This is a genomic window from Bradyrhizobium sp. HKCCYLS2038 (genome assembly GCF_051167655.1).
Classification (GTDB): Bacteria; Pseudomonadota; Alphaproteobacteria; order Rhizobiales; family Xanthobacteraceae; genus Bradyrhizobium.
In genome coordinates, this window is sequence record NZ_JBNPTM010000011.1 from 128,245 (window position 1) to 148,296 (window position 20,052).

A 20,052-nucleotide genomic window follows, 5' to 3' on the forward strand; every position below is an offset into this window, starting at 1 on the left:
ATTACGGTGCACGTTTCTGCTCGCAGCATCTCGAGCCCCGCATACCCCATCTCTGCACAAAATTCGATCGGCTCACTCCCGCTGGTTCGCCACGGGCCACGGCTTCGGATCCTCCCTCGGCGGCGGGCGATGGAGTGCGACCTCCCAGGGCTCGAATGGCGGCACCACCTGGAATCCGCGATCACAATAGGCCCGGATGTATTGGGCGGCGCGATGCTCCGCATATTTCGCGTTGACGGGCGTCCCCTCCGGATCGAACTCGATAACATTTGCAAAGATCGCAAACGCCTGCTCCATCAGGCTCGGCTCCGCCAACATGGTCTCGCGATATTCGATCCCGTCGAGCAGCGGAAGCCCGACGGAGCCGCCCGCGATCCAGTAGCTGAAGGTCCGCAACGCGCCCGAGAAGGCAGCGCTCAGTCTTGTGGGATGATTCATGTCCGCCCCCATGGCATGCGGCCCGTGACCCTGCGTGATGGTGTACCGCGACGGTGCAACTAAATATAGAGCGTACAGTGACCGTAATACTGCCTGAGCTCTCGCTCGCAGTTGCCGCCATGCGCACTCGTGGCGGGAAGCCGGCGTCACTATCTCGCCGTTTCAGAACGCCGGCACTCGTTCGCGTCGGCTCAATTCCTGCGGCGCGCCCCGGGGCTCATGGAACAGGGGACCGACAGGAATTTCGGAGAACGTCTCGCCTTGCCGCTGGATAAGCAGCGCATCCAGGCCTTGCTTCTGCGCCAGGGCCTTGCCTTGCTCTGGACCGAGAACCATGAGCGCAGTGGCCCAAGCATCGGCATCCATGCAGCTGGCGGCAACGACTGAAACTGACGCAATTCCATTATCTACCGGACCGCCGCGCGATCGGTCCATCACGTGAGAGAGGCGCTTTCGCCCGATGCTGACCCAGTGCCGATAGTCGCCCGAGGTCGCAACCGCCGCATCACGCAATTCGATCACGCCGAGCGGACGGCGCAGTTCGTAATCAGGCGCCTCAACCGCTACACGCCACGAGGTTCCGTCTGCCTTGGCGCCTCGCGCTTTCAACTCTCCATCAAGACCGACCAGCGCATTGCAGACGCCGAAGGTCTCGACCACGCGCATCATCTCGTCCACGGCAAAACCCTTGGCGATGCCCGAAAGATCGAGGGCGAAGTGGCTGTGTTTGCGCGCCCTTCGTCCAGGCACATCCAGTTCGAGAACAGTGTGGGTTGGTGGCAGTCGCTCGCGAAGAGCCACGCGAGGCGCCTGCGCGTCGAGCGCTGAACAGCGAGGTCCGAAACCCCAGGCATTGACGAGACGTCCCAGCCCGATATCAAAGGCTCCACCCGACGCGCGCCCGATTGCGGCTCCCCGCTCCAGAACCCGCATGAGTTCAATCGGCAAGGGTTCCCAGATGCCCAGCGGCGCTGCATTGAGGCGCATCAGGTCGCTGTCCGACTTCCATGTGGACATCTGATCGTCGACGCAATTGACGGCGCGGACCAATGCGGCTTCCAGTGCGGCAACATTGGTGGACCGCGGCGCATAGAGCAGCGCCGACCAGCGCGTTCCCATGGTGGCACCGCTCAATGCATGATGGAGCAAGTCAGTAGACATCTTCGACATATCTCCCTTGGGCTTTGAGCGCGACGGGAGCCAGGCCGATCGGCGCCAATACGTCGGCCATCGCCTGCATAACGCCCGCTGCCATGCCGCGCCCACCGCAGACCATGACCTGTGCCCCGCCTGCAATGAGAGTGCGCAGGCGATCGGCGTCATCGCGCAGGCGATCCTGCACATACCCGCCGCCCTTCACGCGCGAGAAGGTGGTGGTGAGGCTCGTCAACCGCTCCTCACCCAGCCAGCCATCGATCTCGTCCTGATAAAGAAAATCCGAGGCCGGATCGCGCCCACCGAAATAGAGATGCATCGGCCGGCGCGCGTCGTTGGCACGAACAAATCCTGCCAGCGGACCTATGCCGGTGCCGGCGCCGATCAGGATCACCGGCTTTCGTCCATGCGCCGGATGGAAAGCGGGATTTGCCTTCACGAAGGCCTCGACCTTGTCGCCCGGCTGAAGGCCGTGGAGCAGACCAGAGCAGAGCCCGCCTGGATGCTTACGGACGCAGATTTCGACGAAGCCGTCACGAGCCGAACTGGCCAACGAGTAGTAACGCGGCAACGTGCCGTCCGGCGGCAGAATTGCGATCAGGTCGCCTGCGGCGAAACGCGGCCAGCCCTTCCCTGCGAGGCGCGCGAACATGCCGCTTTTCGGCAGCGCAAAGCGCAGCACGCAAGTTGGCGCCTGCACCTCCGCGCCGTAATCGACGCGGTCGATAAGCGTCAGCGTATGAGTGTGCGAGCGTTCCGGTACATGGGCCAGCACCAGCTTTTCGCCCATGACACCCGACAGCGCCTCACCCCACCGCGCGAACTCCTGCCCGGACTGGCGGTCGATCGTCTCCAGCGGCATCAACGACGTCCAACCTTTGCGCGCCAAGGCCCCTTCGACATCGCTGGCGAACTGGCAGTATTGCGGAAATTGTCGATCTCCAAAGCCGAGAACAGCGACTGGAAAGGACGGCAGCTCGGAGATCGCATCAAGGCGTTTGAGGAACACGCTGGCCGTAGCCGGAGCTGAGCCATCGCCATAGGTCGCCGTAAGCAGGAACATGCGTCGCGCCGAGGGATACGACGGCAAAAGGCTGTTCATCGGAGCAGCATGAACCCTGTGCCCGTTGGCCGTCAGCGCCGCATGCAGCGTGCGTGCAAAGCCCCATGTGCTGCCGCCCTCGCTGCCGACCAGGATCACCGTGTCGGCGTTCTTGGCGAGCACGTCGTCTGCGATCCGAGCGTGAGTACGCCGCCGGCTCCACCACATGACGGCCCCACTCGCACTAAGCACCGGCACGCTGAGGGCGCTGATGCCGAGTAGCAGGCCAAGCCACCAGAGCCCCTGGCCGGTGTGCAACATGTAGATGAATTCGTAGATCCGCTGGGCGGCCGTATGCGCCTGCCAAGCCAGCATCTCTCCACTCGCCGGGTCGACGTAGCCCTCGCCGACGGCGGTGGTCAGATGGAAGAGATCATCCGGATTCGCTCGATTGGGAAAAGTCAACTCGCGCAACTCGGCGAGATCAATCGCGCGCAAAGCGGTCATTTGCTCGATCGGAATATGTGGGCCGCCGCTTGTCACGTTCGGAAACGCAGGCGCCTGCGGCGTGCCGTCCGGAATCAGTCCGAAGGTCGCAAGCGACAGATAGAGCGCCGTCACCGTCGACAGCACGAGCCCGAAGGCAGCCAGCCGACCGAGATCGGCATGCAGGCGCGACACGCCGCCGCCACGAGAGTAACCGAGGACATGCCGCCATCCTCCCATGCGGCGGGCGGTCATCTGCAGGCCAGACACCGTCAGAACAAGCATCGCGAGCGCGCTCGCGCCTGCGGCCACGCGCCCGCCATCGTCGAGAAAGAACGAGCGGTGCAGGTTGGTCATCCAGCGCTCGAAAGGCGACCTCACATAGTCGGAAGCCGGCTTGCCGCTGGAAGGGTCCACCACGCTCGCGGCCGGGCCGTCAGCACCGGCGTAGAAGGCAATGACCTTGCCGGATGGCAGCCGTTTGATCTGTTCGACACCGGGCGAGCTGTTGGCAACGCGCCCGGCCAAATCGGCGACGCTCGTCCTGCCTGGCGAAATCGCTCCAGCTCGTTCCGAGGCCGGGATCACCGACAGCACTGATCCGCTGAGAACAAGCACAATCACCGGCAGGAGGACGGCAAGAGCCAGGACTTTGTGAATCCAGCGCAGCATCACATTCATCCCGCGACTACATGCCGTAAGTGAACGAGCGGATGTAGCTGCGGCCCGTCACCGGCTTTCCCGCACCAGCGGCCGTCAGCGGAACGACCACTTCCGACGGGCTGTCGCGCATGTCCTCGGCGGCGGCGTCGATCTGCAGCTTGTAGCCCGCATCGAAGAGCGCATCCGCAAGATCGAGCGTGATTTTCAGCGTGCGGCCGGCACCGACGCTTGCGCCGGTGATGCCGTTGATATCTGCAAGGTTTCCACGAGAACTGCGCTCCCAGCCGCTGAGGTGGCTGTAATATTTGGACTTGGAGCCCGCCATCCACAGGGTGCCCTTGTAGGCTCCAGTCGCGTCGGTCACGTAAAGCGCCAAATACGCGCCGTTCCCGCCGTAATTGTTGAGCGTCGTGGTCAAGGTGACAGGTCGCGCCATGGCCATTCCGGGGGCGGTCAGCGCGGTGGTTACGGCAAGGGCGGCAATCATCGATTTCATTTTCGTCTCCAACAGTGGCGCTTCTATCGCGCTACGACTGAATGGTGCGGCTGACGTGCTCCTGAAGGCCGATACGATTCTGCTTCAGGTCGACGTCAGGTTGGCGCTCTCTGCAAAAGCAAACGCCCCGCACGACGCGGGGCGCGCTGAACGCGATATCGCGCTCGCTCGGTTCAGGCGACGGCGGTCGGTCAGGCCAGCCCCTTGCATCTCATGATGCTCGCGACTTCCAGGCCGCTACTGAATTTGCGCCTTGGGGGCGCCGCCGCCCTGAAAAAGTCCATTGGGGGCAGGGGCCACCGTCGACGGGAGCGCTCGTCCCGGTTCCGACTGATCGCCGCGCCGATCTCGGTCACCGTCATCGTGATCCTTGTCGTGCTCTCCGCGTCTTTGCTTCACGCGGATCACAGCCAAAGATGCAGGATCGACTTTTGCCTCGATGGCGCGACCGCCTTCGTCCTGCCCCTTGATCTCATAGCATCCATCGTCGATCTTGATTCTGCGCACGGTCCAACCACGCGCTTTCGCCATCTGCTCGACCGCCTCGCGCGGCTGCCATTGCGCCATGGGCACCTTGCAATCTTCATCATCTGCCAGCGCTATGCCCGAGGTTAGCCCGCCCAGCAGAATGGCGGCAATCAAGACTGTCCTGTTCACGTTACCTTGCTCCCGGTTCAAGGCCTCTATCTGCCTTCTTCGTGAGCCGTTTTCCTGACGTCAACCTGAAGACGCCGCGACTTTTGCTTCAGGTCAACGTCAGAATTTCCCCTATCATTATCTGTAGCCTTACAGGTTGACGGGACCGTCGGAAATGACCCGATGCGGATATTGCTGATCGAAGACGACACGATCCTGGGAGCGGCCGTGCGCGACCAAATTGTGTCGGATGGACATTCCGTGGACTGGGTCACTCGCCTAGACGCGGCAAGGGAATATCTGCGCAGCGCGGTCTATGACCTGTTGCTCCTGGATCTGATGCTTCCGGACGGCCGCGGTATCGGACTGCTGCGCGAACGACGCGCCAAGGGCGACGTGACGCCGGTCATTATCCTAACGGCACTTGATCAGTTGTCCGATCGAATAGACGGGCTCAACGCTGGCGCGGACGATTACATGATCAAGCCTTTCGATCTTTCGGAGCTTACGGCCCGGCTGAATGCCGTCGCTCGCCGCTATGCCGGCAATCCAAATCCGCTCATCCGAATTGGCGATCTTCAGATCGATCTGGCCGCTCGATCGATGACGCGTGCTGGGAAGAACGTCGCCCTGACTGCGCGCGAATGGGTGCTGCTCGAAACTTTTTTGCAGCGTCCGCGGCAGGTTTTATCCAAGTCACTGCTTGAGGAACGGCTCTATTCCTTCGGCGAGGAGATCGAGAGCAACACGATCGAAGTGCATGTTAGCCGGCTTCGCAAGAAGCTAGGACACGCCGTCATTGAGACCGTGCGAGGTCTCGGCTATCGCCTGGGAATCGCCTCGTGAGAATGCCGCGCAGCCTGCAGTGGCAGATCTCATTATGGCTCGGGCTCGGCATCGCGCTCCTTTGGCTCGTCGCGGCCGTTGTGACAGGCCAAAGACTGCGTCACGAAATGAACGAGGTATTCGATAGCGCGCTCGAGGAGACGGCTCAGCGGATTCTTCCGCTTGCGGTGCTCGACATCCTCGGCCGTGAGGCAGGCGACATGTCTCAACGTATTGCCACGCTGAGGCAGCACGACGAATACTTCACCTATGTGGTCCGCGACGAGCGCGGATCCGTGCTGTTGCGCTCGCACCGCGCCAGCGATGCGATCTTTCCTCCTTTCTCCGGAACGGGGTTTGCCGACACCCCTACCCACAGGATCTATTTCGACGCTGCACTGCAAAACACAGTGACGATCGCGGTGGCGGAGCCGCTGGCACATCGCCGCGAGGTCGCGAACCAGGCGCTCCTCGGGCTTGCTTGGCCGCTGGCACTCCTCATTCCCCTCGGTCTTCTCGCCGTATGGAGCGTCGTCCGCGTTTCGATGACCCCGGTCAGGCGCCTGCGGAGCGGCATCGAAGCGCGCGGCACCGGCGACCTGTCTCCCGTTCCAGCAGCGGGACTGCCATCCGAGATCGGGCCGATCGCCGATGCCGTGAACGGCCTGCTGGAAAAGCTTCGGCGTGCCCTGGAAGCTGAGCGGAGTTTCACGGCTAATTCCGCGCACGAACTACGTACGCCGGTAGCTGCCGCGCTCGCGCAGACGCAACGGCTCATTGCGGAGACCGGGGATACCGCGGCGCGAACCCGAGCACAGCAGATCGAGGTGGCACTGCGGCGGCTTTCGCAATTGTCCGAAAAGTTGATGCAGCTCGCGAAAGCAGAGGGCGGACGGCTTCAGGGCAGGGAAACGACTGACATCGCGTCGGTTCTGAAACTGGTCATTGGCGAGATGATGCGCGATCCGGCCGCGGCCGGTCGGCTCGCTGTCAACATTCCTGCTACACCGGTTCTTTTCGATATTGATACCGATGCCTTTGCCATTCTAGCGCGCAATCTTATTGAGAACGGCCTCAAGCATGGAGCGTCCCACGCGCCAGTCGTTGTAACTCTTTCCGACCATGGCGTGCTGACCGTCACAAATGAGGGAACAGCCGTCCCGCCGGAGTCGCTGGAACGCTTGTCTCGCCCGTTCGAGCGCGGCAGCACCGATGCTGAGGGCTCGGGGTTGGGCCTCGCCATTGCAAAAGCCATCGCCTCCGGAGTTGGTGCCGAGCTTATCCTGACGTCCCCTTTGCCTGGAGCGCAGGGCGGCTTCCAGGCGAGGTTCTCCGCGCAGTGAGTTCATGGCGGTCAGTCCAAGGTTTCTCCGGGGCTGCCTGCAGGCGCGACGCACACCTGCGGCGGTGATCCGGGATCAAGCAAGAGCATTCGAAGGCGGATGTTTCTCCCGCGCAATAGCTTCTCGGCTTCAGAGCGCATCTCCTATGCTTCCTGCCGTCGACCTTGATTTGCCAGCTGCCAGCGAGTTGACAACCTGACAATCCCCGAATGCTGGCGCGCCATGTTGCAGCGATGTACGGGCGGCTGCAGTTCTGGGCCGAGGACGCGACGACGCGATCGCATGCGGACCGCTGGCTCGACTGGAATGCGGCCGCGCTGGAGCCAGATTTTCTCACCGGCATTTTCTGGGGCTGGTACCGAACGCCCGCTGACAAGCGGAACATGAGCGCCGTCGAGGCCAGGTTCGCGCTTGGCACAAGTGGACGACATCCGCGGGCTTGATGCCCGCCACCCCGTGCGATCGACCGGTTGCGCCGGGCGCAGATTCTGAATACCAGAAAATCTGTTGACGCCGCCCCCAAATCAGTGGTTTGATCCGGCCATCCCGCCCGCACTGAGAGGGGCGTATCGCGATCGTCACGGGACGTTGCGGCGGGGAGCGGTGGCCGCGGAGCGACGCAGCATCTCGATCGAGGTGCGGACGAACGTCGTTTTGCGGACGGTCAAGCCGTGTGGTCCCGACACCCCGACGCTGGTGTCTTGGTCGGCGACGATGTCGATGACGGGGGCAAGCAAGCCGGTCCCCTGGGAGAGCACGGAGCAGCCGTAAGACCATTGCGCAGGGAAGGCCGGGTTGATTCCGGCTGAGCCTGTGGTTCCTGCCCCGTGCATTTCCTTCGCACGGGGGCCACGGGTGCCAGTCGGCACTCGGCCTTCCCTGCGCCCTCTCCTCTGACGAGGACGCCAACTGCAGCAGAGCTCGGGCCTGACGGGCCGCGAGGTCGCGGCGGCATGGGCGCGAGCTACGGCTGCTGATAGCGGCGGGCTGTTTGACAGGGTTAATCGGAGATCACGGAGCGCGTCTCTCGATGCCTGCGTCAACGCCGACAACGATAGAGCCGACCCTTGTCGTGGCCGAGAAGAAGATCCGACAGCGTCCCTTCGAACGTCGGCGAACCACGTCCCTCAGATTCAGGGTACCAGGCGCGCTTTGAGAGTTACCAGATCGCCGCGCCAAGGTTCAGCATCCGGACGTAATTGTCATAGTCCACCTTGCCGGTGACGCGCAGCAGGACACGATGGGTGGTGACGGGAGGCACACCGTGAGGATAGCAGTCCTTGAAGAAGAACACGCGGGCATCCGCCGCGAACCTCTGCGTGCCGCGTTGAAAGATCATGTCGGCGCCGCCGCTGCTCAGAATGAATGTCGTCGCCGCATAGCCCTGCTCTTCCCAGAGCGCGTCGCTGCGCGAGTCGACGTGAACCGGCCCGAAACCGCCGGGAGCAATGCTCATGACGCGCACGATTTCGATCTGCGAATACGGCAGGCGTTCAACGACAGAGCGTACATAGGGAACGTCGAAGCGGGAGTCCCAGTGCCAATCATCGAAGCGAGCACGAAGCGAAAACGATCCTGCCGATGATCCCTCGTGCCGCGGCGTGACGGTCAGGCTGCAGCCGGCCCAGGTCGGCTCTCCCGGCTGATAGACGAAGCCGCCATCATCGTTGGTCTCGACATATTCACAGCGGGCGTAGAACTCCTCCGGCGCCACCTCGAAGAACGCAGCCTTGCGCGCAAACCGCTTGGCCGGAGCCAGCGGCTTCCAGCCGGGCCTGGTCGACAGGATCTCGGCAGTCATGCGGTCGCAATCAAAATCGAGATCGAGCGGACAATAGGCCGGAAACTTCTTCATGGCGTCGGACCGCCGGCGGCTGACTCGCGAGCTTGCGATGCCCGTCCTGTCAAAGAGGGATGAATGCGGCCGTCCATCAGCAACTCGAAGGGATGGACCTTGCCGAACGACGCGTTCGGTTCCCATGCATCATCGTCGGCGTGATAGGTGAACCAGGGCGAGGTGCCGAGCACGAGGTGGACGCGGTCGAGCGTCGTTTTCCCCTGGCAGTACACCCGATGCGGAACGTGCGTATCCCACGAATAGGCCTTGCCCACCTCGAGGTGCCGGGGTGCTTCGCCTTCGATCTGAAATACGAAGTTCGGATCGGTCTGCAGCGGAATGTTGACGCGCAGGTTCTCGTAGACCGGCTCGTCCCGATGCCAGCCGGCGGTCGCAAGGTAGTTCTCATCAGCCGGATCGACCTGGCTGCCGTAGATGATGCCGACCCGGCTCCTGATCAGCGGCACCTGCAGCTGATCGAGAAAGGTGCCCAGCGCACCATGCTGTGATGCCGGCGTGCGGCGACGGAAACCATACGTATCGAAGTAGGAATCCTTGAGGGGCCGATTGCGGTCGCGCTGATTGTAGAAGAACCGGTCGGCCGTATTCTGCGGCGTGCCGAGCGAGCTCACATTGGGGTCGAGATTGTCCCTGTGGTTCGGATTGTATGCGAGCGAGAAGCCGCCATAGGTGGACGCCTTGCCGTCGGCACGCTGCCAGCCGGCATGGCCGAACTTGTCAATCGCGTCCAGGACGGCCGACCTCAGTGCCGCCAACAGCGCGGGATCGAGGTCCATCTCGATGAAGCGATAGGATTTGTGCTTTTCCGACATGGCGCGCAGCGCCTGCCGATACGGCGTCTGCCGCGCCAGGAAGGCGAAGGTGGTCAGATTGTCGGGAACATCCCTGACCGGAAAGCGCGATACGTCGGGAGCCGCTGACGACGGCGCCTCGGCGGTTACGGTCTCGGCGGCGTCAACCTGGTGCATCGGTGAGTTCCTCCCCCGGGCTCGGAGCTGCGGTGCTGTCGGATGCCGCTTCCTGATAGGTCCATGTCATCGCTCCCGTTGCGAACAACGGCACCAGCGATCTGCGATTGATCTTGCCCTGGCCGAAGCCTGGAAGGTCGTCAGAGAAGACAAGCTGTCGCGGACATTTCGAGATCGTCAGCCGGGATCTGCACCACCGCCAGATCTCCTCGGCCTGCGCGACGGTCGGCGCAAATCCGGGACGCAGCACGATGACGGCGCCGACGATCTCGCCGAATTTCGCATCCGGAATGCCGCAGGCGGCGCAGGCCGCGACGGCCGGATGCGCGAGCAGGACCTCGTCGACCTCGGCCGGCATGACATTGTTGCCGCTGAAGTCGATCACCTCGGCGGTGCGTCCGGCGAGGTACAGATAGCCTTCATCGTCGAGATAGCCCCGGTCGCCCAGCGTAAAGAAATCGCAGCGATGGACGGCCTCCGTCGCCGCGGGATTGTTGAGATACGTAAAACGCTGATACCGGGCGAGACGGAAATAGATCAGGCCGTGCTCGCCGGGCTCGCAGGCAACACCGTCCTCGTTGAGGATGCAGACCAGCCCCGGTTGCGGCCTGCCGACGCTGCCTTCGTGCTGGAGCCACTCGGCGGAGGTGATCAGCGTTCCGCCACCTTCGGCGCCGGCGTAGAACTCGGTCACGATCGGCCCGAGCCACGCAATCAATGCCCGCTTGATCTGCCTGGGCGACGGGCTGCCGCCATGCAGGACGCAACGGAGCGATCGTACGTCATAGGATTGACGCACCTGTTCCGGCAATTGCATGAGCTGACGCATGAGGTAGTTCGGGAGATACAGATGCGTCACCCGCTCGCGTTCAATGGTGCGCAGCACGTCCTCCGCGTCGGCCTCCATCGTCACCGTGAGATCGGAGATCAGGACGCCGACGCCGGCCCGCAACGGCAGTCTCACGGCGAGATTGAGCACCCCAGACGCCTGAACGCCGCCGGGCGCGAACGCAAGATCCGTCTCCGGCACGAAGGCCGTCACCGCCAGCAGTTGACGCAGATAGGGTGGAACGTAGGGATGCTTGCGGAACACCGCCTTGGGGCGGCCCGTCGTGCCGGAAGTGAGCGGCATCGCAAGGCCGGCGACGCGCTCAGGCAGTGATCCGGCGGGAGCGTCGGCCAGGACGTCCTCGTAGCTCAGGAAACCAGGTACGGCCTGCACATGCAGCTTGGTCTCGAATGGCGCCAGCAGCGTCATGACCTCGTCGCTGACAGGCATGTTGATGATCAGGGCATGCGGCGCGCAGCACAGCAACTCCGCTTCGAGATCGTGACGCCCCGCGACGGGATTGATGATCGTGAAGCGCAGTCCGGCTTTTTCTGCTGCGATTGCCGCCTCGACCAGCTCGATGCTGTTGCGGCAGATGCTTGCGAGCCGCTGTCCGCTCTGCAAGCCGCGTGCAATCAGTGCGCTCGCGAGGCGATCGGTGCGATCTTCGAATTCGCAGAATGTCCGCGTTTTAGCGCCGCATTTCAGCGCCAGCCGGTCTCCTTTATCGACCGCCGCGTGAATGTTCTTGATCTTCATGGCAAGGGTTGCAACGCTCGAGAGTTGCCAGCGTGCCGGCGAGATGCCGTATTTTGATCATCTGAGGGTTGAAGTCCAGATGTTTCTAGGCGACACAAGCGTGCTTTCAGATTCACGTTCGCAAATGCCGCTTGCAGACTTGAGCTCATCGCGGCTCTCTTGCGACCGACGGACGGCGACGTGAACGGGCACCGTTCAACTTGAAGGCCACGGTCGCTTCCGAACAGGAACGGTCCGTTGCATCCTGTCTCGATGAGTTCGACCCAATGGCGTTCTCCAGCCTTCTCCGCACCGGCGCCGGCCCTCTCAGCGAGGCCGCTCTCCGCGACGTCGCGGCGCGCGCGTCGACTCTCGATGTCTCGGTTTCACTATCGAACGATTTCGACGAGCTCTACGCAGTCAACCGCGCCAACCGGGACAGCTGGGATGCCCTGATGCCCCAGTTTCATCCCGACTACTTCAGTGGTGGCGGCGACGCAGCGTTCTGGATCAAGGGGACGGATCAAACCGGCGAGGTCATCCTGACGCGCGGCTATCGCCGCTACGATCTGTCCGGCGGCCAGACCATGCACGACGCGCTCGTCGGCATGTCGCTGTTCTACGATGACCCGGCCCGCGCGCAGCCGGGCGAGCAGGTGGTGTCGACGGCAGAGACGCCACGGCGGGTTCGCGGCTCGTTCGCGCTTTCCGGCGCGCAATGGATCCATCCCCGGTTTCGGCGCGCCGGACTGTCGAGCCTGACCTGGCCCGCCGGGCGATCCATGGTCTGTGACCTCTGGCAGTCACCGTTCCTGTTCGCCTTCGTGGAAGACGTGCCAAAGATGAAATCCGTGCTCGGATTTCAGAGCCAGGAAGGCGGCATCCGGTGGACGAACTCCTATGTCGGACCGAGCTTCGATTTCACAATTATCTGGTGGACCCTGGACGAGATGCGCCGAGACGTCGAAGACTTCCTTCGGCACGGTCAGTCCGGCTGAGTTCCCGGATTTTCGCTGCATAGGACGACGCACTTCGCCGGGCCGAATCTAAGCTGCGTTCGCATGGTCGCGGCGAGGGATCGTCGCCCCACATCGATCACGCAATATCTCGCGACCACGCGCATCTCTACAACTATTGCGCGCGTCGCGAATCCGGCGTGAGGCTTAGACCACCGCGCGCCAGAACCGCCCTTTCGGCAACTGCTATGTATCAGGTCACACTCCACCGCCGGCTTCCAACCGGCCGGTTGAAGCCACCCGATTTCTGTTGTCTAAATCCGGCAGGAAGGAGCGACTGGATGGCCATTGAGACCCTCGTTGCAGCAGACAGCAACGATAACCCTGCAGCCCGCCGGAGGCATTTCAAGCGGGGCGTATCGTTGGCCACCTGGGCGAGGCTCGCCGGCGATCGCACAGCGCTGCATTGTTCGCTCGGCGATCGTTCCTTCGCGGAGCTCGACGACAACTGCAGCCGCCTTGCGCACGTGCTGCTGGAACGCGGCATCGGCGCCGATGACGGCTTGGCGCTGATCTGCGGCAATCGTCCCGAATTTGTCGAAACCACGCTCGCGGCGGAACGAGCCGGCATCCGCGTGACACCGATCCGAGCCGACCTGACCGCGCGAGAGGTCGACTATCTGCTCGAGGACAGCGGCGCCAAGGCCGTCATCGCCGACGGCAGCATTGCCGGGCCTCTGGCGGACATGCTGGGTCATCAAACCGGTCGACGCGCGACGCTGACCATCGGCACGACGCTACCCGGCGCAGAGGACTATCATTCCGCACTGGCCCGCGCGGCCACTGCCGCGGTTTCGTGCGAGAAGGTCGGGATTCCCCTGATCTACACCTCGGGCACGACCGGCGCGCCCAAGGGCGTCTACCGGCGGGAGCCGGTCTCGCTGTCGACGCAAGTCGCGGTCGGTAGACGACTCAAATTGTCGGCGAGTCATGACTTTGCCCTGGCGCCGCTGGCGTTGTGCCGGCCCGGCGTATTCAATCTCAGCGTCCGCCTGCCGCTCGTCTGCGGCGTGCCGGTGCTGCTGACCGAAAAATATGATCCGCTGGCCCTCCTCGCCCTGATTGCCGAGAACCGGATCACCTACGCCTATCTGACGCCGTTCCTGCTGCATCGGTTGGCACAGTTGCCGCCGTCGCTTCGAAGCCGCTACGACATCTCTTCGCTGCGCAACGTGCTCCACACGGGCGCACCTTGCGCCGTGGGCCTCAAGCGCGAGATCATCGACTGGTTCGGTCCGATCATCACCGAATGCTACTCCGGAACCGAAGGCGGCGACATCGTCATCTCCAGCGACGAATGGATCCGCAAGCCCGGCAGCGTGGGGAAAGCGAGCGATCGGGTCGCCATCCTCGACGACGCCGGGCGGGAGCTGCCTGTCGGGACAATCGGCCGAGTGTTCCTCGATGCACCGGAGCGCGGACGATTCGAGTATTTCAACGATCCGGAGAAGACCCGTTCTGCCTATTGCGGCGATCGCTACACCATGGGGGATCATGGCTATCTCGACGCCGATGGCTATCTCTTCCTGACCGGCCGGAGCGCCGAGATCATCAACTGTGGCGGGCTGAAAATCTATCCGGCTGAAGTGGATGCGATCCTCGTGAGCCATCCCGCGGTCGCCGATGCCGCCTGTATCGGCGTTGCTCATCCGGAGATGGGCGAAGAGGTCTTGGCGCTGGTCACGCTTGCGGCGGGCTACACCGAAGGTGTTGCGGTGGAGAACGAACTTCGGAGCCACTGTGCTGCCCTGCTCGCCCCTTACAAATGTCCGAAGCGGTACCAATTCGTCGGCGACATCCCCCGCCTCCCGACCGGCAAGATCCTGCGCGAGGCGCTCCGCCGCCGTCATGCAGCCTCCGCCGCACAAGCCGATGATGGACTGACGGTCCATCCCCGGGTGGAGCACGCCGAAGAACCGCGCACGCACTATTGATTCACCCCATCTCTCCGACACGAGCCGATGCGTATCCTCATCACCATTCCCCATTTCTTCGGCGGCTCAGACAGCGCCGAGAACCGATCGACGCAGGCCAACAAGCGGGACGAACGGCTGCGGGCGCTGATGGCGACCATCTCCGGATTGCACCAGGCGCTGGGCGCCAGCAGCTACGGCCTCGATCATGGCACGGCCACAGCATGGCCGATGACGACCGCCCAGCCGCACGCACTCGAGGTCGCGATCGTGACGACCGGCAACTCGCATCTCGTCGACGCGCTCGGCCCACTGGCGCGCATGTACCGGCACGTGCCGACCGACGCCGATCCCAAACTACTGGGCTTCGAATGCCACCGGTTGTTGCGAGCAGCGCGAGGCAGCTATGACTATTACGGCTATGTCGAGGATGACATCGTCATCGTCGATCCTCTGTTTCTGCGCAAACGCGCGATGTTCGACCGCGCGTTCGGCCCGATGGCGCTGCTGCAGCCCAACCGATACGAGGCCACCCCGCTGCCACCAGTGACCAAGCTGTATGTCGACTATCGGCTCGGGCCGCACGTTACCGCACGCTACCAGCACATCAGCGATCAGCCCCGCCTGGAGATGCCGTTCCTCGATGACAGAGTCGCGTTCGAGCGGACATCCTATCCTTCCGCGGGCTGCTTCTTCCTCAACGGCGTTCAGCTTGGGTTTTGGGCGGACAGTCCGCATTTTCTCGACGGCGACGTGTCCTATCTGAGCCCGCTCGATTCGGCCGTGACCCTCTCGATCATGAAGACGTTCCGCATCTACAAGCCGGTGCTCGAACAGGCGTGGTTCCTCGAGGTGCTGCACGCCTCGCCGCGCTGGATTGGCAGCGTCACGCAGATCGCCCGCCTCGAGGCGACGCCACCTCCCCCGCTGACCGCCACGCCCTTGGAGACCTGAGATGCGCCACGATCTCGCCGATCGCGTCCTGGTCACCGGCGGCAGCGGCTTTCTCGGCTCGCATCTGTGCGAGCGCCTGCTCGACGGCGGCGCTGAGGTGCTCTGTGTCGACAATTTCTTCACCGGGACGCGGCGCAATATCGAGCAATTGCTGTCGCACCCGCGTTTCGAGCTGATGCGTCACGATGTGACCTTTCCGCTCCATGTCGAGGTCGACCGCATCTACAATCTCGCCTGTCCGGCATCCCCCGTGCACTACCAGCACGATCCTGTGCAGACGACCAAGACCAGCGTGCTCGGAGCTATCAACATGCTGGGGCTGGCGAAGCGTCTCAAGGTACCGATCCTCCAGGCGTCGACGTCGGAGGTGTATGGAGATCCGACGGTGCATCCACAGACCGAAGACTACTGGGGCAACGTCAATCCGATCGGACCGCGCTCGTGCTACGACGAGGGCAAGCGCTGCGCCGAGACGTTGTTCTTCGACTATTTCCGTCAGCACCGCGTGGCCATCAAGGTGGCGCGCATCTTCAACACTTACGGCCCACGCATGCATCCGAACGACGGGCGGGTCGTCTCCAATTTCATCGTCCAGGCGCTGCGCGGCGACGACATTACCATCTATGGCGACGGCGAGCAGACGCGCGCGTTTTGCTACGTGGACGATCTGATCGACGGTCTAATGCGACTGATGCAGAGCGGGCTCGGCGTCACCGGTCCGCTCAACCTCGGCAATCCCGCGGAGATCACCATCCGTTCTCTTGCCGAGACAGTCATCGCGATGACCGGCTCTCGGTCGAAGATCGTCGTCCGGCCCAAACCCCAGGATGATCCGCGGCAGCGTCGCCCCGATATCTCACAGGCCAATGATGTGCTGGGCTGGGCCCCGCAGACACCTCTGGCGGACGGACTTGCGCGAACCATCGCCTATTTCGACGATCTTCTGATGGGCCGGGCGGAGGCGCAGGTCGGCGTCTGATGTTGTCGGGTTCGAGACGTTGGCCCCCGTGCTGGCACGCCGAGCGTTCGGCGCATCATGGCTTGATGAGCTTCATCAATTCGGCCGATGCCGCGTCGAAGACGAAATCCCAGTCACCTTCGCCGCGCGGCCTGAACAGTCGCATCGAAGGATACCATGGACTGTCGCTGCGATCGAGCAGCCAGAGCCAGTGCGCCCAATGCCCGAGCAGCACCCAGACCGGCCGACCGAGTGCGCCGGCCAGATGGGCCACCGCACTGTCGGTCATGATGATCAGGTCGAGCTGCGCGATGGCAGCCGCCGTGTCGGCGAAGTCCGTGATCAGCGGCGCGAGGTCGATGATCGGGCCGCCGCGCGGCAAGGCACGCAATTCCTGTTCGGGCGGTCCCTTCTGCAGACTGTAGAGCTGCACGCCGGGCAGCGCGAAGCCCTGCAGAAAGCGCAACAGCGGCTGGGCACGTTCGGCGTTGCGCTTGAAGGTGACGCTGCCGGACCAGACGATTCCGACCTTGAGCCAGCCGCGAGCCTCATCAAGCCGCGGCTTGAACTTCGCCATCCGCTCCCGCGGCGGCGCGAGACAGGCTGAGGTGGGAATCGAAGCGAAATCGTGCGTGAACAGACCGGGGAGGCTGCACAAATAGCAGTGATAGTCGGCCTCGGGAAGCGGCGCATCCCGCACGACGAACTGGTCCACGACCTTCATGCCGGCAATCAGCGGGATCAGCTCGGCCTGGCACTCCATGACGAGTTCGCCTCCCAGCGCCTTGACGCGCGCCAGATAGCGGGCGACCCACAGCGTATCTCCGAACCCCTGTTCGACGACGAGGACCACGCGCTTGCCGGCATAGGGCTGGCCGTTCCATGGCTCGCCCGGCAGCGTCTTGGCGGGCAACTGGCCCGTGAAACGCCGCACCTCGTAGTCGGGCCAGGCCGCACGGTAGTTGCCGAGATACAGGTAGCTGCGGCCACGATCCCACTTCACGATCAACCGTGCCGGATCGAGCTCGACCGCACGCGAGAACGCAGCAATCGCCTCGCCATGCTGGCCAGCCTCGGCCAGCGCGGTCCCCAGATTCTGGTGGAACAGCGGCTCGGTGCCATCGGACATCGCGAGTGCCCGCTCGTGACAGGCCACCGCGCTCTTGAGATGCTTGAGCTTGGTGAGCGCATTGCCCAGATTGGTCCACACGCCGGCTCCGCCGCCGCAGCCGAGTGCATCGCGATAGCACCAGACCGCGTCGAGCTCGCGCCCCATTGCTGCGAACATCACCCCACGCGCATTCAGCAGCTCCGGATTGCCGGGATCGCGCGCAATGGCGTCGCGGAGCACCGCTTCGGCTTCGGCCAGCGCACCCTTGCCGTGAAGGGAGGCGGCAAGTCGAAAGGCTTCGTGCGAGCTCGTCGTCACCACTTGCGTAGCGGGGACGGCAGGGACCGGAATGCCCGTGAGAACCGCCCCGAGGTCGAAGACCTCGTCGGCACGATGGGTGGGAACGAGCGCTGAATTCTGCTGAGTCATGTAAGTCCACGAAAAACTGCATCGTCATGGCGCGAGCCATTGACCGCCTTGTGCTGTTCGGGCGCTACCCGCCTGTCTTCGTTAGCTGTCAACTACGGCAATTCCAGCTCTTCGCGCAACGGCTGCAGCATCTGCTCATAGGCGCGCCACCGCTCGACCGAGGACGCATAGAGCGGCCGTCGGACCTGCGCGACGCTGGCGGTATTCACGGCCCGTGCCGTCTTGTGAAAGGCCAGACAGGCATCGGACCATTCGAGACCACAATGGGACACGATCCGCCGCGCCTCCGAGTCGAAGTTGGCCACGAGCTGCTCGTATTGCACGTCGATCATGATGCCCGGCGGCAGGATACGATGCCAATGCGACATCAGCCGGTCATAGGCCTTGTAGAGCCGGCCAAGCTCGCGCAGATCGAACGTGAAGGCCTGACCCTGGTCGAATGATATCGAATAGCAGGACAGGCACGTATCGAGCGGATTTCGGCGGGCATGAATGATTCTGGCATGCGGGAAGGCGAGATGGATCAGTCCGACGTAGCGGAAATTGGCCGGCATCTTGTCGGTGATGCGCGGCTTTCCGCCGGCAAGCGGCCGCGTTGCACGGAGATAATCATCGGCCAGCCATGACAGCCATCGCTCGTCCATGACCTGGACATAGTCGGGAAACTGGCGTGTGTCCCCCGTCTGACCAGGGAGCGCGGTGGCACTCTGCTCAAGGATCGTCAGTTCGCCAGCGCCGAAGACCTGATCGTGACTGGCCAGGACCTGCTCGATCAGGGTCGTGCCGGAGCGCGGCATTCCGACGATGAAGATCGGCGCCTCGGAACGATGCCCGGCGCCTCGGTGGCGCTCGATGATCTGCCGCGAAAACAGCTCACGAATGTTGTCCAGGTCCTGCAGCGCGCCGCGCTCGTCATAAGCAATTCGCCGACGCTTCAGCGTATTGGCCTTGACCATGTGATCGGCGGCGCGATCGAACAGATAGAGATCGTCATAGGCCTTTGCCAATGCATAGTGGAGCGCGGTCGTCGCATCTTCGTCGAGCAACGCCGGATCGCCGAGCAGGTCTTCCATCGTTGCAAGGTACGGATCCCCCGGCTTGAAATGCATCAAGCCTGCCAGATCGCTCAGGAGCCGCGGGTTACGGGGCGCCAATCGCAGCGCGCGGACATATTCAGCCTTTGCCTCCTCGATGAACCCGTGCCGCGCATAGATCGCAGCCAGCGCCGCGAGAGATTCGAGATCCTTCGGGTTGAGCTCCAGCGCCTTGCGAAAACTCACCTCCGCCCGCTTCTGATCGCCGATCCCATCGAATGCGCGTCCGAGATGGTGGAAGGTCTCGGCGGTGTGCGGCTGTAGCCGAATGGCCGCCCTGAAGCTTTCAATCGCCGCCTGGTGCTGCCGGCAGCCGAGCTGCGCGCGTCCGAGGCAGACATGAACCTCCGCGAAATCCGGACGAAGCGCGAGGGCGGAGTGGCAGCAATCGATCGCTTCCTGGTACTGCTCCTGCTTCAGGAGTGCGCAGGCCATGCCGTAGCGCGCCTCGGGAAGTTCGGGCCGCAAGGCTGCGGCTCTGCGAAACAGCGGGACGGCGCGGGCGACATCGCCCCGCTCCAAGAATGCTGTGCCGAGATTGTTGAGCGCATCCGGGAAGTCGGGCCTGGCCTGAAGTGCCCGCTCCAGATGAGCGCTTCCGTCCAGGCCCAGTTGCTGCAGAATGGCGCCAAGATTGTTGTTGGCCTCGGCATGCTCGGGGACCTGGCCCAGCACCATCTCATATTCGCGGCGCGCCGCGAGAAGATCGCCTGTCCGGCTTAACGCCGCCGCAAAATTGGCGCGCGCGTCAATGTAGCCCGGCGTCAAGGACAAGGCCTTCCGGTAGCACGCCAGCGCAAGGTCGAGCCGCCCTGTCGAGAAATACACCGTCCCGAGGTTATTGTGAGCGGCCGCCGCCCCCGGCTCGACCTCGACGGCGCGTTTGAGCCAATGCTCGGCGCCAGCCATGTCTGCTTTGCGGTAGCAGACCACCCCGCAGCCGTGCAGACCATCGAAGCAGTCCGGTTGATGGTCGATGATCGCACGATAGAGCTTTTCGGCGTCGCCGAGCCGGTTCTGCGACTCGGCATTCTGCGCGTCGAGCACCATTGCGCGGAGCATCTCGGGCGATAGACCACTCATCGGACGTTCTCGCCCTC

The 20,052-nt window shown here is 63.4% G+C and carries 18 protein-coding genes; 7 read left to right on the forward strand and 11 right to left on the reverse strand.

All coding sequences use genetic code 11. The features are described from left to right. Nucleotides 1-72 precede the first annotated feature (72 nt). The 5 genes from ACQR1I_RS32755 to ACQR1I_RS32775 all read right to left on the reverse strand — a co-directional run bounded on the left by ACQR1I_RS32755 (nt 73) and on the right by ACQR1I_RS32775 (nt 4,937). Entirely contained in the window at nt 73-438 is a 366-nt protein-coding gene (locus tag ACQR1I_RS32755) for a DUF7677 family protein (protein ID WP_434870555.1), read from the reverse strand. Between the two features lie 162 nt (nt 439-600). Further along, entirely contained in the window at nt 601-1,608 is a 1,008-nt protein-coding gene (locus ACQR1I_RS32760) for an FAD:protein FMN transferase (protein WP_434870556.1), read from the reverse strand. Continuing rightward, a complete protein-coding gene (locus ACQR1I_RS32765) occupies nt 1,589-3,793 on the reverse strand; it encodes a PepSY domain-containing protein (RefSeq protein WP_434870557.1) in 2,205 nt (734 codons plus the stop codon). The genes ACQR1I_RS32760 and ACQR1I_RS32765 overlap by 20 nt, the downstream gene beginning before the upstream one ends. A gap of 16 nt (nt 3,794-3,809) precedes the next feature. After that, entirely contained in the window at nt 3,810-4,280 is a 471-nt protein-coding gene (locus ACQR1I_RS32770; protein WP_434870558.1) for a DUF2271 domain-containing protein, read from the reverse strand. 237 nt (nt 4,281-4,517) lie between these two features. Next, on the reverse strand, nt 4,518-4,937 hold the full coding sequence (locus ACQR1I_RS32775; protein ID WP_434870559.1) for a PepSY domain-containing protein: 420 nt from the start codon (nt 4,935-4,937) through the stop codon (nt 4,518-4,520). A gap of 162 nt (nt 4,938-5,099) precedes the next feature. Between ACQR1I_RS32775 and ACQR1I_RS32780 the strand changes: the two genes are divergently transcribed. From ACQR1I_RS32780 to ACQR1I_RS32790, 3 genes are all read left to right on the forward strand, one after another. After that, nucleotides 5,100-5,762 (forward strand): response regulator, encoded by a 663-nt coding sequence (locus ACQR1I_RS32780; RefSeq protein WP_434870560.1) that lies wholly within the window; start codon nt 5,100-5,102, stop codon nt 5,760-5,762. Next, on the forward strand, nt 5,759-7,084 hold the full coding sequence (locus ACQR1I_RS32785) for an ATP-binding protein (protein WP_434870561.1): 1,326 nt from the start codon (nt 5,759-5,761) through the stop codon (nt 7,082-7,084). The genes ACQR1I_RS32780 and ACQR1I_RS32785 overlap by 4 nt, the downstream gene beginning before the upstream one ends. Before the next feature lie 209 nt (nt 7,085-7,293). Beyond that, nucleotides 7,294-7,527, forward strand: coding sequence for a hypothetical protein (locus tag ACQR1I_RS32790; RefSeq protein WP_434870562.1), 234 nt, complete (start codon nt 7,294-7,296; stop codon nt 7,525-7,527). A 135-nt stretch (nt 7,528-7,662) separates the two neighbouring features. Here the strand turns inward: ACQR1I_RS32790 and ACQR1I_RS32795 are convergent, their stop codons facing one another. The 4 genes from ACQR1I_RS32795 to ACQR1I_RS32810 all read right to left on the reverse strand — a co-directional run bounded on the left by ACQR1I_RS32795 (nt 7,663) and on the right by ACQR1I_RS32810 (nt 11,498). Further along, nucleotides 7,663-7,821 (reverse strand): hypothetical protein, encoded by a 159-nt coding sequence (locus ACQR1I_RS32795; RefSeq protein ID WP_434870563.1) that lies wholly within the window; start codon nt 7,819-7,821, stop codon nt 7,663-7,665. 422 nt (nt 7,822-8,243) lie between these two features. Beyond that, complete coding sequence (locus ACQR1I_RS32800) at nt 8,244-8,939, reverse strand: hypothetical protein (protein ID WP_434870564.1); 696 nt, start codon at nt 8,937-8,939, stop codon at nt 8,244-8,246. Beyond that, nucleotides 8,936-9,910, reverse strand: coding sequence for a hypothetical protein (locus ACQR1I_RS32805; RefSeq protein ID WP_434870565.1), 975 nt, complete (start codon nt 9,908-9,910; stop codon nt 8,936-8,938). Before ACQR1I_RS32805 ends, ACQR1I_RS32800 begins: the two co-directional genes overlap by 4 nt. Continuing rightward, the gene (locus ACQR1I_RS32810; RefSeq protein WP_434870566.1) at nt 9,897-11,498 is read right to left on the reverse strand and encodes an AMP-binding protein; all 1,602 of its coding nucleotides are present in this window, start codon (nt 11,496-11,498) and stop codon (nt 9,897-9,899) included. The genes ACQR1I_RS32805 and ACQR1I_RS32810 overlap by 14 nt, the downstream gene beginning before the upstream one ends. A 266-nt stretch (nt 11,499-11,764) precedes the next feature. On the opposite strand from ACQR1I_RS32810, the gene ACQR1I_RS32815 reads away from it, so the two are divergent. The 4 genes from ACQR1I_RS32815 (at nt 11,765) to ACQR1I_RS32830 (ending at nt 16,339) form a co-directional block, all read left to right on the forward strand. After that, nucleotides 11,765-12,475, forward strand: coding sequence for a hypothetical protein (locus ACQR1I_RS32815; RefSeq protein ID WP_434870567.1), 711 nt, complete (start codon nt 11,765-11,767; stop codon nt 12,473-12,475). A 299-nt stretch (nt 12,476-12,774) separates the two neighbouring features. Further along, nucleotides 12,775-14,427 (forward strand): AMP-binding protein, encoded by a 1,653-nt coding sequence (locus tag ACQR1I_RS32820; protein ID WP_434870568.1) that lies wholly within the window; start codon nt 12,775-12,777, stop codon nt 14,425-14,427. A gap of 27 nt (nt 14,428-14,454) precedes the next feature. Continuing rightward, on the forward strand, nt 14,455-15,360 hold the full coding sequence (locus tag ACQR1I_RS32825) for a hypothetical protein (RefSeq protein WP_434870569.1): 906 nt from the start codon (nt 14,455-14,457) through the stop codon (nt 15,358-15,360). 1 nt (nt 15,361) lies between these two features. After that, complete coding sequence (locus ACQR1I_RS32830) at nt 15,362-16,339, forward strand: UDP-glucuronic acid decarboxylase family protein (protein ID WP_434870570.1); 978 nt, start codon at nt 15,362-15,364, stop codon at nt 16,337-16,339. A gap of 55 nt (nt 16,340-16,394) precedes the next feature. On the opposite strand, the gene ACQR1I_RS32835 is transcribed toward ACQR1I_RS32830, so the two are convergent. Together ACQR1I_RS32835 and ACQR1I_RS32840 are read right to left on the reverse strand one after the other, a co-directional pair. Next, entirely contained in the window at nt 16,395-17,858 is a 1,464-nt protein-coding gene (locus ACQR1I_RS32835) for a tetratricopeptide repeat protein (RefSeq protein ID WP_434870571.1), read from the reverse strand. Nucleotides 17,859-17,950: 92 nt separating this feature from the next. Continuing rightward, the gene (locus tag ACQR1I_RS32840) at nt 17,951-20,035 is read right to left on the reverse strand and encodes a tetratricopeptide repeat-containing sulfotransferase family protein (protein ID WP_434870572.1); all 2,085 of its coding nucleotides are present in this window, start codon (nt 20,033-20,035) and stop codon (nt 17,951-17,953) included. Nucleotides 20,036-20,052 lie beyond the last annotated feature (17 nt).

Coding starts and splice junctions, on each gene's coding strand:
- ACQR1I_RS32755 (WP_434870555.1), bottom strand. CDS start 438: ATGAATCATCCCACAAGACTGAGCGCTGCCTTCTCGGGCGCGTTGCGG.
- ACQR1I_RS32760 (WP_434870556.1), bottom strand. CDS start 1,608: ATGTCGAAGATGTCTACTGACTTGCTCCATCATGCATTGAGCGGTGCC.
- ACQR1I_RS32765 (WP_434870557.1), bottom strand. CDS start 3,793: ATGCTGCGCTGGATTCACAAAGTCCTGGCTCTTGCCGTCCTCCTGCCG.
- ACQR1I_RS32770 (WP_434870558.1), bottom strand. CDS start 4,280: ATGAAATCGATGATTGCCGCCCTTGCCGTAACCACCGCGCTGACCGCC.
- ACQR1I_RS32780 (WP_434870560.1), top strand. CDS start 5,100: ATGCGGATATTGCTGATCGAAGACGACACGATCCTGGGAGCGGCCGTG.
- ACQR1I_RS32790 (WP_434870562.1), top strand. CDS start 7,294: ATGCTGGCGCGCCATGTTGCAGCGATGTACGGGCGGCTGCAGTTCTGG.
- ACQR1I_RS32800 (WP_434870564.1), bottom strand. CDS start 8,939: ATGAAGAAGTTTCCGGCCTATTGTCCGCTCGATCTCGATTTTGATTGC.
- ACQR1I_RS32805 (WP_434870565.1), bottom strand. CDS start 9,910: ATGCACCAGGTTGACGCCGCCGAGACCGTAACCGCCGAGGCGCCGTCG.
- ACQR1I_RS32810 (WP_434870566.1), bottom strand. CDS start 11,498: ATGAAGATCAAGAACATTCACGCGGCGGTCGATAAAGGAGACCGGCTG.
- ACQR1I_RS32815 (WP_434870567.1), top strand. CDS start 11,765: ATGGCGTTCTCCAGCCTTCTCCGCACCGGCGCCGGCCCTCTCAGCGAG.
- ACQR1I_RS32820 (WP_434870568.1), top strand. CDS start 12,775: ATGGCCATTGAGACCCTCGTTGCAGCAGACAGCAACGATAACCCTGCA.
- ACQR1I_RS32825 (WP_434870569.1), top strand. CDS start 14,455: ATGCGTATCCTCATCACCATTCCCCATTTCTTCGGCGGCTCAGACAGC.
- ACQR1I_RS32830 (WP_434870570.1), top strand. CDS start 15,362: ATGCGCCACGATCTCGCCGATCGCGTCCTGGTCACCGGCGGCAGCGGC.
- ACQR1I_RS32835 (WP_434870571.1), bottom strand. CDS start 17,858: ATGACTCAGCAGAATTCAGCGCTCGTTCCCACCCATCGTGCCGACGAG.
- ACQR1I_RS32840 (WP_434870572.1), bottom strand. CDS start 20,035: ATGAGTGGTCTATCGCCCGAGATGCTCCGCGCAATGGTGCTCGACGCG.